The organism is Vibrio sp. 14G-20, assembly GCF_026241515.1.
In the GTDB taxonomy this organism is placed as follows: Bacteria; Pseudomonadota; Gammaproteobacteria; order Enterobacterales; family Vibrionaceae; genus Vibrio.
Genome location: NZ_JAPHPW010000009.1, coordinates 82,354 through 99,490 on the forward strand (window position 1 = coordinate 82,354; position 17,137 = coordinate 99,490).

At 43.9% G+C, this 17,137-nt stretch carries 11 protein-coding genes; 6 read left to right on the forward strand and 5 right to left on the reverse strand.

Annotated elements, in window-relative coordinates:
* Positions 1-7: 7 nt before the first annotated feature.
* Positions 8-1,069, forward strand: a complete 1,062-nt coding sequence (locus OQJ75_RS10220) for a c-type cytochrome (RefSeq protein ID WP_265973089.1) — start codon at positions 8-10, stop codon at positions 1,067-1,069.
* A gap of 185 nt (positions 1,070-1,254) precedes the next feature.
* Here the strand turns inward: OQJ75_RS10220 and OQJ75_RS10225 are convergent, their stop codons facing one another.
* A complete protein-coding gene (locus OQJ75_RS10225; protein ID WP_102517235.1) occupies positions 1,255-2,184 on the reverse strand; it encodes a LysR family transcriptional regulator in 930 nt (309 codons plus the stop codon).
* A 26-nt stretch (positions 2,185-2,210) separates the two neighbouring features.
* The gene (locus tag OQJ75_RS10230; RefSeq protein ID WP_102357329.1) at positions 2,211-2,651 is read right to left on the reverse strand and encodes an Lrp/AsnC family transcriptional regulator; all 441 of its coding nucleotides are present in this window, start codon (positions 2,649-2,651) and stop codon (positions 2,211-2,213) included.
* 141 nt (positions 2,652-2,792) lie between these two features.
* On the opposite strand from OQJ75_RS10230, the gene OQJ75_RS10235 reads away from it, so the two are divergent.
* Positions 2,793-3,377, forward strand: coding sequence for a LysE family translocator (locus OQJ75_RS10235; RefSeq protein ID WP_265973084.1), 585 nt, complete (start codon positions 2,793-2,795; stop codon positions 3,375-3,377).
* A 52-nt stretch (positions 3,378-3,429) separates the two neighbouring features.
* Here OQJ75_RS10235 and OQJ75_RS10240 read toward each other — a convergent pair whose 3' ends face one another.
* Positions 3,430-3,819 carry a DUF1294 domain-containing protein gene (locus tag OQJ75_RS10240; RefSeq protein ID WP_265973082.1) on the reverse strand — a complete coding sequence of 130 codons (390 nt, stop codon included), beginning with the start codon at positions 3,817-3,819 and terminating at the stop codon, positions 3,430-3,432.
* Positions 3,820-3,975: 156 nt separating this feature from the next.
* Between OQJ75_RS10240 and OQJ75_RS10245 the strand changes: the two genes are divergently transcribed.
* Positions 3,976-5,748 (forward strand): alpha-amylase family protein, encoded by a 1,773-nt coding sequence (locus OQJ75_RS10245; protein ID WP_265973081.1) that lies wholly within the window; start codon positions 3,976-3,978, stop codon positions 5,746-5,748.
* A 403-nt stretch (positions 5,749-6,151) separates the two neighbouring features.
* Entirely contained in the window at positions 6,152-9,790 is a 3,639-nt protein-coding gene (gene pulA, locus OQJ75_RS10250) for a pullulanase-type alpha-1,6-glucosidase (protein WP_265973178.1), read from the forward strand.
* A 620-nt stretch (positions 9,791-10,410) separates the two neighbouring features.
* On the opposite strand, the gene OQJ75_RS10255 is transcribed toward pulA, so the two are convergent.
* Both OQJ75_RS10255 and OQJ75_RS10260 read right to left on the reverse strand, forming a co-directional pair.
* Positions 10,411-11,259 carry a MalM family protein gene (locus OQJ75_RS10255; protein WP_265973080.1) on the reverse strand — a complete coding sequence of 283 codons (849 nt, stop codon included), beginning with the start codon at positions 11,257-11,259 and terminating at the stop codon, positions 10,411-10,413.
* Between the two features lie 72 nt (positions 11,260-11,331).
* Complete coding sequence (locus OQJ75_RS10260; RefSeq protein WP_265973079.1) at positions 11,332-12,678, reverse strand: carbohydrate porin; 1,347 nt, start codon at positions 12,676-12,678, stop codon at positions 11,332-11,334.
* A gap of 434 nt (positions 12,679-13,112) precedes the next feature.
* Between OQJ75_RS10260 and glgX the strand changes: the two genes are divergently transcribed.
* Positions 13,113-15,107, forward strand: coding sequence for a glycogen debranching protein GlgX (glgX, locus tag OQJ75_RS10265; protein ID WP_265973078.1), 1,995 nt, complete (start codon positions 13,113-13,115; stop codon positions 15,105-15,107).
* 230 nt (positions 15,108-15,337) lie between these two features.
* The gene (locus OQJ75_RS10270; RefSeq protein WP_265973176.1) at positions 15,338-17,080 is read left to right on the forward strand and encodes a diguanylate cyclase domain-containing protein; all 1,743 of its coding nucleotides are present in this window, start codon (positions 15,338-15,340) and stop codon (positions 17,078-17,080) included.
* Positions 17,081-17,137 lie beyond the last annotated feature (57 nt).

Here is a 17,137-nt window from a genome sequence, read left to right on the forward strand (position 1 = left end):
GGCTCGCATGAAAACACTACTTCTAATTACCGCAACCCTTGCCTCTGGAATCGCTTATGCCGAAGCTGAGTTGCCTGATCGCCAAACCGAATTACCAGCCGTTGAGAAGCCTCAAGATAACAAATATCTAGTGCCACGAGACTTGGTAGATATTCCTGCAGGGGAGTTTGGCGACAAAGTAAAACTGGGTTATTCGCTGTTTGTCGATTCACAACAGATGCGTGGTACGTTCGTAGGCAATGAACAAAACTGTGTCAACTGCCACATGCAAGCGGGCATGAAACCAAATGCTGCGCCTCTTTGGGGAGCGTATATGGCTTACCCTGCGTATCGCTCTAAAAATGACAAAGTAAACAGCTACGCAGAACGTATCCAAGGCTGTTTCACTTACTCAATGAATGGTTTACCACCAGCAGTGGGCTCAAAAGAGATGGTCGCGCTAACCGCTTACTCGTACTGGTTGGCAATGGGCGGTATCTTGGATAAGAACGGCATGCAAGACACACCCGTTCCTGAGTTTAGCGATGCAGATTTACAAGTCGGAGGAAAAGCGGAGAGCTTCCCTCTTCCTGAAGAGCTGTTAAGCAAATACCCAATCGATGACCGCAGCAAGCTTGCAGGTCGCGGCTACCCTAAGATTGCTAACCCTGAACAAGAACCGTCGATAGCGCGTGGCGAAAAGGTTTATCAAACCAGCTGCCAAACCTGTCATGGACAGAATGGTGAAGGTATCAAAGGGGACGACGGCCGCTCATACCTACCACCACTTTGGGGCAAAAATTCATTCAACTGGGGCGCAGGTATGCACCGCGTAAACACCGCCGCGTACTTCATCTACGAAAACATGCCGCTTGGAAAAAGCCAACAGCTGTCAATTCAGGATGCGTGGGATGTGGCAGCGTTTGTAAACAGTCATGAACGCCCACAAGACCCTCGATACAAAGGCGATGTTGCCGGCAATGCTAAGCGTTACCACAGCCACCAAGGTTACTATGGCAAAGAAGTCGACGGTCATGTACTGGGTTCAAAAGCCTACCCAAGTGGTAAAGAAGTGATTAATGATCACTAATTCGTTTTAAAGAGCAGTAACCGGCTTTCGTGAGTAGTCATGCCTTTCAGTGAGACCGGATAGTTGCTCACGCCAGCTATAGCTAAGCTTTACATTGTAAATTAGTGACAACTGGACGAATAAAAAGGAGCCAAATTGTTTAACGATCTGGCTCCTTTTTTGTGTTTGAACGATTAGAAAAATAACTAACCTTGCTGCATCTTCTCCCAAATCGTCGGAGAGCCAATATAGTCTTGAACCGTAGTGATGAATTCTTTAACCAGCTTGGTTTGCTTACGGTGCGGATAAACGGCATAAATAGCCGTATCAGCAGTAGAGATTGGGTAGTCTGGAAGTAAAGTGACCAAGCCAAGTTCTTTCATTGAGGCATACAAGTTTGATTGATCGAGGAAACCATACCCTAAACCATCCTTAACGCAAGACACCATGGTGCGAACATCACTCACCTTATAGTTGCCACGAATCGTTAGGCTCTGGAAAGTATTACCGTGCGGCTCTTCACTGATACGCAGATGATCGACTGTCATATCACCATTGGTATAAATTACAGCGGGTAACGCGAGCAAATCTTGTGGCGTCTTCGGCTCACCATGCTGCTTCACAAAGTCGTTCGAGGCGACCAACATAAAGTTACTGTCGGCAATCTTCTTCGCAATCAAATTCGATTCAACAAGTTTGCTGAAGCGAAATGCGATATCAAACTGCCCTGCGATAATGTTGGCGATCTTGTCGTCCAATGACAGCACGATCTGAACATCCGGGTACTTTCTCATGAACTGAGTGATGATAGGTTGCAGATATTGCTGGCCAAAATAGATCGGTGAAGTAATTCGCAACACACCTTTTGGTTCAGACTGGTATGAATCTGCAATGCCTTGGATCTGATTGATAGTATCTTTCAGCACATAAGTTTGTGCGAGAATATCTTCCCCTGCAGACGTCAACGAGAACGAACGCGTAGAACGGTTGAGAAGCTGAACACCTAAATCTTGCTCCAGCTTTTTGATCTGTTTAGAGAGCGATGAGTTGTCCATATCGTGCAAGGTTGCCGCTTTGGTAAACGACCCTTGTTGAACCACATCTAAGAACAATAACAACTGATTGGTATTTGGCACTTTGCCTCTCCTACAATAAAACTCGATTAGCGTTCATCTTTAGGGGTATCCATCACAACCATAGTCGTTATGGATTGAACCTGAGCACATTCCCCAAGCACATCGGCATGAAACTTCTTGTAGCCCGGCAGATCTTTGGTTTCGACTCTCAGCAAGTACTCGTTAGCGCCAGTGATGTTGTGGCACTCCACCACCTCTTTTTCCATGCTGACGTGTTGTTCAAATTCTAGCTGAGCCGATTTGCTGTGGCTTGATAAACCAATCGAAACATAAGCAATAAAACCGACCCCCATCAGCCCATTATCCAGAACCGCACGGTAACCTTGAATGACACCTTTACGCTCAAGATCCTGGACGCGCCTTAAGGTCGCAGAAGCCGACAAGCCAATCCGTTCTGAAAGCTCAATGTTGGAGATTCTGCCGTCCAATTTAAGTTCTTGCAATATCCTTTCGTCAAATCTATCCATAGGTACTTATTATTGTGCATTTAGTGATAATAGAGGGAATAAAAGCACATAATTGCCTCACTTTCCACCTACTATGTTTCTCAACACGTGAAAGTCATGACCGGTCAGTCACTTCGTTCATTTTATTGCTGGAGAACCATTATGCCTTTAGAACAACTTAGCGCACTTGCCTTGTTTGCGTTTGTCTCGACCTTCACGCCGGGTCCAAATAACATCATGCTCATGACATCAGGTGCCAATGTTGGCTTTGCCCGCACGATTCCGCATATGCTTGGCATTGCTCTAGGGTTTGCAGCCATGCTGCTATTGGTCGGCTTCGGCTTAATGGGGATTTTCAACGCGTACCCAGTGACGCACCAAGTCTTGAAGTACCTGAGCCTTGCTTACCTCATCTACCTAGCCATTAAGATAGCATTAAGCGGCAAAGCCAAAAGTACCGAAGCGTATAAGCCGATGACCTTTCTCGGCGCGGCAAGTTTTCAATGGGTAAACCCGAAAGGTTGGTCGATGGCACTGACGGCGATATCCGTTTATAGCAGCGGCAGTTCATGGTGGGAACTTGCGATCATCGCAGCAATTTTTACGCTAGCTAACTTGCCATCAGTGACATTCTGGACGGCAGCAGGCAAACAACTGCAACACTGGCTAACAACACCAGTGCGCATCAAGAGCTTCAACTACGGTATGGCGGGCTTACTTCTAGCCTCAACGATTCCGATGTTGTAACCAGATAGTTTCCCTATGATGGTTAGTAAGTGATTACTGGCCATCAATTTCATTACAAGTATCCAATAATCTCGCTAAGCCAACGCCCAAATATCGCCTGCCCGCTTGGGGTTAACGTCCACACAAACGCTGCTACATTCATTGCCACAGTCAGCCAATAAATTGCTCTGAACGGCTGCTTTTGCGTTTTATGGCGCAGCTTATCTTGAGCAATCAACGCTCCTAGCCAGCCACCAGCAACAGACAAAATGTGCAGGGTTTTCTCAGGCACACGCCAATTACCATTGATCGCTGCTCTCTTGTCCTTTGCGTATACAAAAAACGTCACCACACCGATAACTAAATACCACGCCAACAGCGCTTTCGAACTTTCTGCAAACAACGCAGACACCGCCACCAACACCAGATAGGTGATGGCGATTTGAATAGATGAAGACAACATCAACTCCTTTTGGGTAACAGCTCACATACTGTGGCAATTACGCCCTGTAGATTTTGATAAGGATGAGTAAGGCATATTGTAATTCGGTTAGCCTGCAAAGAATAAACAGCCCTTTCATCCCTACATAACATGATGGAAGTTAAAGGAATTATAAATATGTACAACCAAAAGTACGCCATCTACCAAGTTTTTACGCGTTTATTTGGCAATAAAAACACCCAACATGTTCCATGGGGCACAATCGAGCAAAATGGCGTCGGTAAGTTCAGTGATTTTACCGACAAAGCGCTGTCAGAAATCCGCAAACTCGGAATGACTCACATTTGGTATACCGGAGTGCCACATCACGCCGTCATCAATGATTACAAGCACATCTGCATTTCAGACGATCACCCTAACGTAGTTAAGGGACGCGCAGGCTCGCCTTATGCGGTTAAAGATTACTACTCAGTCAATCCTGACCTCGCCAACAATCCTGAACATCGGTTAGAGGAGTTCGAAGCGTTAATTAAAAGAAGCCACGACAACGGTTTAAAAGTGATCATCGATATCGTACCGAATCACGTTGCGCGTCACTATAAAGGCTTAAACAACCCACAAGGCGTCTGTGACTTTGGTGCCCACGATGACACAACGCTGGAATACCACAGAGACAATAACTTTTACTACATTCCCAACAGCACCTTTGAATTGCCAGATATCGAGCCCGCCTTTACCCCACTTGGTGGTGAGCAGCACCCTAACCTAAGTTCCCGGTTTATCGAGACGCCCGCCAAATGGACGGGTAACGGCTCACGTTTAGCCAAGCCTAGTTTCGATGATTGGTATGAAACGGTGAAAATCAATTATGGCGTGCAACCAGACGGTTCAAAAGACTTCCCTGAACTACCGAATGACTATGCTCAACGAGATTACCGAGAGCATCATCATTTCTGGGAATCGGTAGCGGTGCCTAGCTCTTGGATTAAATTCCGAGACATCGCCTTGTTTTGGTTAAGCAAAGGTGTTGATGGATTCCGCTACGACATGGCTGAGATGGTTCCAGTCGAATTCTGGAGCTACCTCAATTCATCGATAAAGATGAAAAACCAAGATGCCTTTTTAATGGCTGAAGTATATCAACCGGGCTTGTATCGCGACTATATCCGCTTAGGAAAAATGGACTATCTCTATGACAAGGTTGATCTGTACGACGGCCTCAAAGCCATAATGCAAGGTAAGGCTTCAACGGCAATCATCCCTGAGATCCAACATCAGATGATGGATATTGAACATCACATGCTGCACTTCTTGGATAATCATGATGAGCAACGCATCGCTTCTCCAGACTTTGTTGGCAATCCGAATATCGCGAAACCAGCAATGCTCGTCAGCGCGTTATTGAGCAGTTCTCCAACCATGATCTACTTTGGGCAAGAAGTTGGCGAACCGGGAGCGGAAGATGCAGGCTTTGGACAACCCTCACGTACCTCTATATTCGATTACATCGGAGTCCCACAACACCAAAAATGGATGAACAATGGCGCGTTCGATGGTGAGTTACTAGACGATAACGAAAAGCAACTACGTCACTTCTATCAAAAAGTATTGAATTTTTCGCTAGAGCACTCGTCGATAACAGGTGATTACCAAGACTTACACCAGTGCAATAACTTGAGTGATTCAGTCTACGCATTTCTGCGCTATGACCACCAAGAGCTAACCATTGTTGCTGCTAATTTCAGTCAACACGCCACTGCGAGTATTCACTTGAAGGTCCCAAATGATGTCATCCAAAAGCTCAAAATAACGGATGGCAATTACTTGCTAGATGAACATATTGAGGGCGTTCGCCAACAAGTCTTCACCGTTGAAAATAGCATCGGAAATTTTAATATCGAATTAAAACCGCTCGCATCTTTAGTTTGGGTATTATCGTTAGATGAATAACCTATCGATCAATATTAGTTCCCGAGCAACTATTACCTCCCTAATTGATAATTAACTTAATTCACAAGTTAAATTAACAGACTCTCAATTCGATACCTTCCTCACATTAATAAGGATGAGCTCTCATCCTTATTATCTACTCCTAGCTTCTACGCCTTAGGCTATTAATATCGAACATATGAGCTATTGATCCAATTAATTTAACTTAAACCAAATACAAAGCGTGATACTGATACTAGGTTTCCTATTTTTACGTATTAAAAATAACTTTACATATAGCCATCACAAATAGTTGGCCATCATTCGGACTAGGATATTCATCTTCATAAAAAGTGAAATATGGATATCAAACGTGAACAACATAAATATTAATAAGAACATCACTCTGCAACGCACCTTCGACATTACAAAAAAGAGAAGCTTTAAGCGTTCTACTTTGGCCAAAGCAATTTGGCCTCTATTCACCGCTACTTTGATCGCAGGTTGTGGCAGTGATAGCGACAATGGCACCGACGCTGGCGACACTGGCCTATACAAAGCTGGCGAAAACGAAGTTGTTGTTTATTACAAACGTGATGTTGCAGCCGCAAGCACTTCAGGCTCTACTTACGACGGCTGGGGGCTTCACCTATGGAATGGCGAAGGCTGTACTAGCACAGACTTAATCGCGATGGGTCTCAGCGAAAGCGGTACTAACTGGGAAGCACCTTACGAATTTGACGGTATTAGTGATACCTACGGCGCTTACTATGTATTGAAAGTTGACCCTGATGCTGCTGACCCACATAAATGCATGAATTTCATCTTACACAATGGCGACGAAAAAGCGTTTGGTAGTGCAAATTCGAAAGTAGAGCTAATTACACTTGGCGATTCACAAGGCGTATTCGGTTTTCATGGTAGCAGCGAGTTATATTATGATCCGATTTCAGATCGCCCAGTTAATATTGATGGCCAAAAAGCACATTGGTTAGACGCAGAGACTATCGCTTGGGAAGCCGCAAGCAGCGCCGATTCTATGAAATTGTTCTATGCACTCGATAACAGCATCACCATGAACGACAAAGAGATCGTTGGTGGCACTGCCGTTGAACTAACGAAAGATGGCGAGCTATCCTCTGAATTAAAAGAGCGTTTCCGCCACCTTGCAAGCTTACCTGCCCTGGCTATCGACGTTGACGACAGCACACTTCGCACTATCTTAAAATCTCAGATAATTCTTGTTGCCTACAATACTAATGGCGACGTTACCTCTTCAACTGAGGTTCAAAAACCGGGTGTGCTTGATGCGGTATTTGCAAGTGAAGATGCTGGTAATGCGATGGCTGAAGAACTCGGCGCTATTGTTGAAGGCAGTGCAGCGACCTTCAAACTGTGGGCTCCAACAGCGCAAGATGTTGAACTTGTTCTGTACAGCGAGGATCTGCAAAGTTCACAAGTGTTCCCAATGACGGAAAGCACTGAGACGGGCATTTGGACGACTGATGCTGTGTCTAATGCAGTCAACAGTTACTATCGTTACCAAGTGAAGGTTTACCATCCAACCACAGGTAACATTGAAACTCGCCTAGTAACCGACCCATACTCTCTCAGTTTGTCAAAGAACTCAGCATACTCTCAAGTGATTGACCTGAATGATTCAACCTTGAAACCTGCGAACTGGGACGACTACGAACGACCAACCGTAGAGAAAGACGAAGATCATGTACTTTACGAATCTCACCTTCGTGACTTCAGCTTCAGCGATAAGTTAGGTACAACGAACCTAAATGGAAAATACCTCGCGCTCACAGAAGGAGAGCGTGAGTCAGTCAAACATCTACAAGAATTGAAAGATGCGGGCTTAACCACGCTGCATATCTTACCAGCATTTGATATCGCCACCGTTGATGAAGATGCCGCGAGCCGTGTCGATATTACGGATACGGTCGGTAAACTGTGTGATGTAAAACCTGCTGCCTCCTTGTGTGGTAACGAAGATGAAAACAAAACCATTGAAGATGTACTCGATGGCTATGACCCTTCAACGGGTGACGCACAAGCATTAATGAATGACCTTCGCATGCTTGATAGCTTCAACTGGGGCTACGACCCATTCCATTACACGGTCCCAGAGGGCAGCTACGCGACCGATCCTAATGGTTCACAGCGTATTCTAGAATTCCGTCAAATGGTAAAAGCCACGCACGACATGGATCTTAAGCTGATCATGGACGTGGTATACAACCATACTAATGCATCTGGCGTAAACGATAAGTCAGTGCTAGATAAGATTGTCCCTGGGTACTACCACCGTCTTAACGTGAACACAGGTGGCGTAGAAAACTCTACCTGTTGTGATAACACCGCGACCGAAAACCTGATGATGGGTAAATTGATGGTCGACTCACTTAAAGTATGGGCTGACGACTATAAAGTGGATGGTTTCCGTTTTGACTTAATGGGTCACCAGCCAAAAGACGTGATGGTCGAAGCATTGGAAGAAGTGCGTAAGATAGATCCGAATACCTTGTTCTATGGAGAAGGTTGGGACTTTGGCGAAGTAGCAAACAATGCACGCTTCGACCAAGCAAACCAAATCAACATGGCAGGCACAGAAATCGGTACCTTCTCGGATCGTTTACGTGATGCAGTACGAGGCGGCAGCCCATTTGATGGTGGCGTCGATTCAGAAGGCAATCACCCGCTTCGCTTTAACCAAGGCTTTGGTAACGCAGCGATTGCCAACGAAGAAACCAAAGTTGATCAAGATTCGATCAATGGTCGTTTGCATAACCAAGACCTTGTTCGCTTAGGTATGGCAGGTAACCTCGCAGAATACGTATTGTTGGATTACAACGGTGATACCAAACTGGGTAAAAACGTTGACTACAACGGCGCACCTGCTGGCTACACCAAAATGCCTTCAGAAAACATTTCTTACGTTTCAAAACACGATAACCAAACGCTTTGGGATAACAACGCTTACAAGATCGCGGCAGGTACTAGCTCAGCAGAGCGTGCTCGAATGCAGTCTGTATCGCTTTCTACCGTGATGTTAGGCCAAGGCATACCATTCATCCATATGGGTTCTGAACTACTTCGCTCTAAGTCTATGCAGCGTGATTCTTACGATTCAGGTGACTGGTACAACCGCGTCATGTTTGATGGTACTGACAACAACTGGAATGTTGGCTTACCACGTGAAGATAAAGATGGTGCTAACTGGGATTTGATCAAAACTATCATTGCTGACAGCACCGCTAAACCAGAAGAAGAAGACATTGAGCTGACTAAACAGCAATTCCTAGAACTACTTAAAATCCGTAGCTCAAGTGAACTGTTCCGCTTAGACACAGCAGACGAAGTTATGAAGCGAGTCGACTTCCGTAACGTTGGCGAAGATCAAGTCGAAGGCCTGATTGTAATGTCTATCGATGACGGCGTGTCTGCGGGCGAAGATCTTGACCCAGCCAATGATGCGATTGTGGCAGTTGTAAACTCAACCAATGAATCTCAATCGTTCAAAATCACAGGTGCGACAGGCTTTACACTTCACGACGTTCAACAAAACTCCGCTGATAACACAGTGAAAGACGCAAGCTTTGCCGCTGAAACCTTCACAGTACCTGCATTAACCACCGCTGTATTTGTACAAGTTCAAGGTGATGCACAAGGTGTCGGTCTGCCAGTTGATAACTCTGATAAAGATGTGTCTAGCATTCCTCCATACGGCCAAACAACGGTTTACGTTCGTGGTGACATGAATGGATGGGGCGCAGCTGATAGTTGGGCGATGAGCTTTGTGGCTAATGGGATTTACTCTGTAACAGGTACTTTGGAAGCGGGAGACTATGGCTTCAAGTTTGCCGATGCTGACTGGAAAACACCTAACTTCGGTTGTGATTCAGTTGAACTTGCTGATGGTTCAATCGACCTTGGTACTGATGGGAACTGCCAATTAAGCGTAACAGAAGCTGGCGACTACACATTCACTCTGAATGCGATTCATGAGTTGGATGACAGTGTTGAAAACGCGGTCGTTTCAGTAACCAAGAATTAAGCCTTAAAGCTTAGAATTATAAAAACAGATAATAAAACCAGCGCAAGCTAGCCTTTTGGGAGACGTCAGTCTCCCTTTTTTTGTGCTCAATAAACACCAATCCCAATAAACCACATTATTCTCTTGCCTTCATTAACCAACCATCAATGGTAAGAGGTAACGAACCGCCTGAATTCTTAGTTCTTAGTTCTTAATTCTTAGTTCTTAATTCTTAGTTCTTAGTTCTTAGTTCTTAGTTCTTAGTTCTTAGTTCTTAGTTCTTAGTAGAAAGCATAACGACTTCGTGTAAGCGCCTAATTTAAGTGTATGTGAAATTTAGGAATCCGAGTTTAGGTTGGTAAATGAAATGGCGATTCGTCAATAGAGTTCGTATTCAGCTGTTCGAGAAGAGTAAAATAGACAAGAGTATTTTAATTAACAGTTAGTCAATCAACACCATAAATAGTCAAGATCGCCCATTTATATTATCCATTAATTATTATGTGTAAGTCAGTGGTTATTTAAATCTTAGTATTCAGTGAATATAAATATTCCTTTTTACTTATTGCAGGCAATAAGTAAAAAGGCTCCTAATTAGGAGCCCTTCTTTTCATATCATTCAGTATTTACAAACTGTTTGATTACTTTTTATTGACGGCTTTTACAAATACTTCTTGCGCGCCTTCAATACCTAGTGCTTTTGCTTCATCTAATAAGCTCAGAGCTTTCGGAATATTATCTTCAGCTACAGCCGTTTGAATCGCATTGTGATAGTAGGTTTGCGTTTCTGGTTGAATTGCTTCTACTGTTAGCTTCTTGCTTTCAATAACAGGGACTTCAGGAGCTGATGCAGATTTTGAAGGTTTCGTTAACCCACTAAAGAAACCTTCACGTTTTATAGCAACTCTAACTTCACCAATATCAACATGCTTCGCTTCAGGATCATCAATAGCAGGAACAACATTTCGCTTGGCAATAGCCATTGCTTTGGCCGGGTGCAATAGTTGGGTAGTTTGTGTTAAATCTTGTTTCGTAGTGTAAACAACACCATAAATACGAGTGGTACTCATCGGTAGATTCAATTCAACTTCACCAAATAAAACATCACCCTTTATAAAGTCATTTTTATCATAATCAAAAAAGGATGAGTCGTAATTTCGCAATAATTTAAAATTTTGATCATAAATGGCTAAATTGGGAGAAAATACTTCTAAGCGTTTTACCATGCCCGAAAGTTCGATTATGACCTGAGGCTCAGAAACATCAAAAGAAAAACCAGCCACTGGTCCCATTATGTCTGTGCTATTTAAAATCTGAGAATCTTCAGAAAAGTGAATAGAAAAACTTGATGGAACGCCAACTTGATTCCAACTAATTTGCTCCACCGTAGAGATACTTGCTTGCTCCGAGCTCGAAGAAGAAAAATCTTGATGGTTAGCACAACCAAATAAAACGGTCGCCCCCATTAGAATCGATACTATTTTTTTCATTCACTTATCCCTTGTAATACAGTAGCCAGCTTGTAAGCTGGCTACTGTATTTATTAATGACTAAACTCTAGGTTACCACCAAGCTTCAACTTGTGCACCGAACATTAAGTCATTGTTATCAACAGCTTTGTCGCCACTGTAACTAGATGCAAATACTCGAATTGCAGGGCGAGCCCAGAAGTTTGAACCTGCTTGCCATTGTTGAGCAATTGTAACTTTCGTTAAGTCTTCTTTATCAGCCCAAGGGTATTCATCTTGGTGATAACCAAGCTCTAGAATAGTGCTCATAGTTTCAGACCATTTGTAGCCAGGACGAAGAACAACACTCATAGCTTTGCCATCGCTGTTGCCATTGCCATCATCTAATAACTGAGCATAAACGAACGAGTAACCAAGATTCCATTTTTCAGCTTCGATTACACCCCAATCGATTAGACGTAAAGACTCTCGTCCTTCCTGACCTAATTCCATGTTATAAGAGTCACCTGCATGGTTACCTATAAAGCCAGCCCAAGCATAGCCTTCAGTTGCATATTGAATTACAGCTTTGTTAAAGCCCATGCTATGGCCTTGAGTGTGTTCAGCTGTGAGGAAGAAACCTGCTTTATCTAGACCATAATCATCTGCATTACCAATACCGCCGTCAATTGCATCACTTTGTACATCTGTATGAGAAGGGTCTGCAGCCATTAAAATGAACTCCATACTACCCTTGTCATTTGTTTCAATACCTGTCAAGCGAAGGTCGATTGAATTAGCAGTTGAGTAAACTTGTGTACCCTCAAGTGGCTGTCTTTCATCTTCAGGTGTCGATGGATCATCTGCAGTTAGTAATGGAGCCTTCCATTTATGCTGAACAACTGCAGCATGAAGCTTCGCAAAGCCCAAATCAATGTTTTCAACACCGGCACCAGCACCAGAGTTATTTACGTAGTACATATCCATAATATGAACATCTTTACGTCCGTAATAACGTTCACCGGCCCAAATGCTCATGCCGTTTGCCATAGTGTAGTCAGCCCAAGCTTCACGGAACGAAGCTCTCTCACCAGACCATGGGTCATCAGGATCTGTACCGATACTTTGGAACGAATTACCACGTCCATCTAAGCCACCATTCTCATACGTGCCAAATGCCATAAGAGTATGGATGTTGAATGCGTCACCATCCGAACTTTCCCAGATTTTGTTTACGCCTAGAGAAATTTCTGCATAATTATCACACTCATCGCCTAAACGACCAACTGCATGCCCAAATGTAGTAGGGCCACCATTACCATAACAATATTGCGAGCCACCATCGGCATTCATACCGAAGCCTGCACGCATATATCCATGAAAATCAACTTCGGCAGCGAAAGCTGAACCAGCCATCAATGTCGAAGCCACTGCTGCAGCAATCAAACTTACTTTTTTCATTCTTAACTCCATTAAGGACGATTTATTTTAGGTTTTTATATTTTTGCTCTCTTGCGGCAACCAAAGGCAGTAATGGTAGTCGTAAGATAGAGAGGTTTAGGGTTTCCCCTGATTCGTTTCAACGGAGCCAATATTAAGAGGGGATGACAAGTTTGACTTCCTCCACCCTGAACTAAATTAAGGGGGATGAGAAGGGAGTAGGAAATATACAGAACGGTGTTTTAAAGAGGTAGATCACTTAATCTAGGAGGAGTAGACAGCACACAGATCTAATTATTCAGCATAAGTGAGATCTAGTTCAAATATATAATTTGAACTTCATCGATGAATTATTTTTTTAACAATAATTAATCTGTGAAGTTGCTTGACCTTACTGTGACAAAGCTTTTTACTTATAGTTCACTGATGTCGATAAACGAACAAGAAATCAAGCAATGACTAGAACGCTCGCTCGCCCTTATCCACTAGGCGCAACGCTAGGTAACACTGGCTGTAACTTTTCTATTTTTTCTCCTGACTGTAAATCACTATCTCTCGCGCTCTTTGATGAGAACGATGAATTCACCACTTACACGTTGGAAGATGAATACGCCGATATCAGATATGTGTTTATCGAAGGCATTAAAGCTGGACAAAAATACGGCTTCATTGCTGAAACTGACGATGGCCCAATCTTACTTTCAGACCCATACGCCAAATCAATCAGCGAACCGCTCGATTACCTCACTCCATATACCAATGAAAAAAGCTTCTCGATGGCAAAATGTGTCGTTGTCGATGACACCTTCGATTGGCAAGACGTGGAAAAACCGCGAATTAGCCGCGAAGAGACCGTTCTATTTGAAACCCATGTAAAAGGCTTATCTCAACTTCATCCAGAAGTAGAGACCAACACTAAAGGCCGTTACTTGGGATTAGTCAGCCCTGAAATGCTTGTGTTCTACAAACAGCAAAACATCAACTCTCTACAACTTTTACCTATTGCGGCATGTATGCACGAACCTCATTTATTGGATATGGGGAAAGTGAACTATTGGGGATACAACCCATATTTGTTCATGGTGCCAGACCCTCGCTATGCAGAGAAAGACGCGGTTACTGAACTTAAGACTGCGATTCGTGAGCTGCACCGCAATGGTATCGAAGTCATTCTCGACGTTGTCTACAACCACACAGCAGAAGGCGGTGAAGGTGGTACAACCTTCAACCTAAAAGCACTAGATAGTCGCTACTACATTAAACATGGTTGTCATTACGCGAACTTCACAGGCTGTGGTAATACAGTCGACCTGACTCACCAGCCAGCACTCAACTTAGTCATGGATACGCTTCGTTACTGGGTGAGTGAGTTCCAAGTCGACGGCTTCCGTTTTGATTTGGCCGCGACACTGGGACGCGAAGGCGATAATTACAACCCTGAAGCGGCTTTTTTCAAAGCCGTTGCTCAAGATCCTGTGCTCAAAGAGACCAAATTAATTGCAGAACCGTGGGATATTGGCCCTAACGGTTATCAAGTAGGTAACTTCCCACTAGGCTGGAATGAATGTAACGACAAACTGCGCGATATCACACGTAGTTTCTGGCGCGGTGATCAAGGCTATCTAAAAGAGTTTGCGACGCGCTTAATGGGGTCTCGTGATATCTACAGCGCAGCCCACTGGCCATACAGACTAACCGTAAACTACATCACGTATCACGACGGCTTCACGATGCAAGATCTTGTCTCTTACAAGCACAAGCACAATGAAGACAACGGTGAAAACAACCGAGATGGACACGGTGATAATCGCTCTGATAACTACGGTGTTGAAGGGGAAACCGAAAACCTGTTAGTCGTTGCCACACGTGAAAAACAGAAACGTAACTTCATGGCGAGTCTGTTGTTTGCTTTTGGTATTCCGCACATCATGACAGCTGATGTGTTATCTCATACTCAAAAAGGCAACAACAATGCTTACTGTCAAGACAGTGTAATTAGCTGGATTAACTGGGAAGATTCTGAGCGAAAAGCTTATTTCAAGACTTGGTTAGCTGAAATGATATCCGCACGTCAGCAATACATGGTGCCTTTTATTAAGGCGTTCAGTGGAGAAAAACGCAACTCTAACCGCATCTTCTGGAGCCGTGTCGATGGCACACTCATGGAACATGATGATTGGAATCGTTTAAGCTCTGTTGCGCTGCACTTGGGTATTGGCAAAGACGGTGACGAATTGATTTATCTGATAAACCAAACCAACGCACCCGCTCGCTTCTCATTACCTACGGATCGCGATCAAAACTGGGTCACCATTTGTGATACCAACTCGCGAAACGTAAAACCAGGCCATGCAGAAGGTGAAATGCTGTTATCGCCAACTTCGATGGCAATTTTGCACTACTCGCCAGATAAGACTGATTTGATTGAAGTAAAAGCTAAGCCAGCTTAATAAAACACCGAAAACCATAGAGGCCAGTTATATTTATGACTGGCTTTTTTGTTGGCTGAATATCACAAAACTCATTCACGCATATGGAATCATTTGCATTGATGTGGTCAATAAAACTGTTTAGTATTGCCGTACTATAAAAATGAATCTATAACGTCTTGGATATCATGGCTTTACCTAAAACACTTATTCGGCTTTTCAAACCATACATTATTTTATTAACCGGAGGGATGCTCTACCTTGCTGTGGCTCAGCTTGAAAAAGTAGAAACAGCAGCAACTGAACAATCATCATCAAACATTCGTATCGCAAGCTCCACTATTCGTTCCAACATCGAAGCCACATTTGGCAAACTCTATTTTTTAGAAACCAGTCTAGGCTTACCTAAAACGGCTCCATTCGGTGATAAAAAATTCAGAGAGTTGAGCGATAATATTCTAAAAAGAACGCCAAACTTCTCCGATATAGTTCGATACCAACCACAGTCCCAACAATATATATCGAGTCGTGGATTACCTCTTTCCCATGAACAAATCGATTCCATAAGATGGAACTCAATAGACAGTGTGGTTGAAGATTTCTACATTTCTTCGATTTACCAAAAAGCAGATGGTCGTTGGGTATTCGCCGTTAAGCACACTGCCGAAAGGTTGAATGAGGAAATATGGATTGAGTTTGACCTTCTACACACTACACAAGGATTGAGAGACTTAAAAACGCTTAATCACGGCTATGTATTTGTAGTTGACCGAGCAACAGAACGACTGGTCTTTCACCCAGACCCAAAACGTATCGGCTCTAAATCTGTCAGCTATCACGCTGGTATCAGCCATCAACTCTCACAAGGTGAAACTGTTGGCAAGCACGAATACTACTATCAAGATAACTTCAAAATATCGGTATTTGACGCAGATAACAGTTTGAACTGGGTGTTCATCGCAGGCACTGATCGCCATGACATCCTAACCAGTTCGCACCAATTTACATTAACGGGCGTGGTGCTTGGCTCACTGCTTCTGTTGTGGATTAGCGCAAACTATCTGGCTTACCGCTTAAACGTATCTTTGTCTGAACTGAACAAAGTTGAAGACCTTGCTAGCTTTAAGCGCAAATTGAAATCCATCTTGAATAGCTTTACCTATCATAAAGGTCTCCAATTCTGTCTGTATCAGCCTGAGAGCCACTCATTCAGTACCATCGACTACCACGGAAACAAGTCAACAATACATTGTGACGATCTCTTAGCAGAACGCTTTGCCCCGGACTCCATGGCTTACAGAAACGGGAAATACGCCGATCCATTGGCTCGTAAACTCAAAATACACCAACGTCATTACTGTATTCCTATGTATTCTCGCAAACAGTTAATAGCAGTGATCTACCTCAACGCCAACTTGCCGATCAGTCAGAGTATTTTACGAATGATCCGCGATTACACTGAGGTCTCTTTGTCTAACTTACTGCTTCAACATCAATTGAGCAGCAAAGACCTGATGACGCAGTTAGACAATAAGAGCAGTTTCAGTATCGCCATCGAAAACTACGCGAGCGAGCCCGACACCTATGTAGCTCTGCTTGATATCGATAACTTCGACCATGTAAACCGTGCCTACGGTGAAGCGGTGGGAGATAAAATGATCAAGCTGACTGCAGAAACGATACGCTGTTACTTCCTTAAGCCGAAAGGTCTTTGCTTGGCGCGTGTTGGAGGAAAAGAGTTCGCTGTATTGTTCAAGGCCAATGACGTGAAAGATGCCAAATTCCAACTAGACCAGTGCCGAATAGCAATCGCGGAGAAAGCCATCGTCACTCCAGATATCACCTTATCGCTAGGGGTTAGCGTGGGATACTCGCAAATTGGAGGCGAAACAGACTCAGCTTTAGCGCTGGCGGAACAGGCAAAGCTTATCGCGCAACAACTTGGTAAGAACCGAGTGGAAGGCCATATCAGAGCTTTCGCTAAAGCGTCATAGACATGAGCTAACACACTCGTATCGTAATTGGTGCGATACCAATAACAACAAAGCACC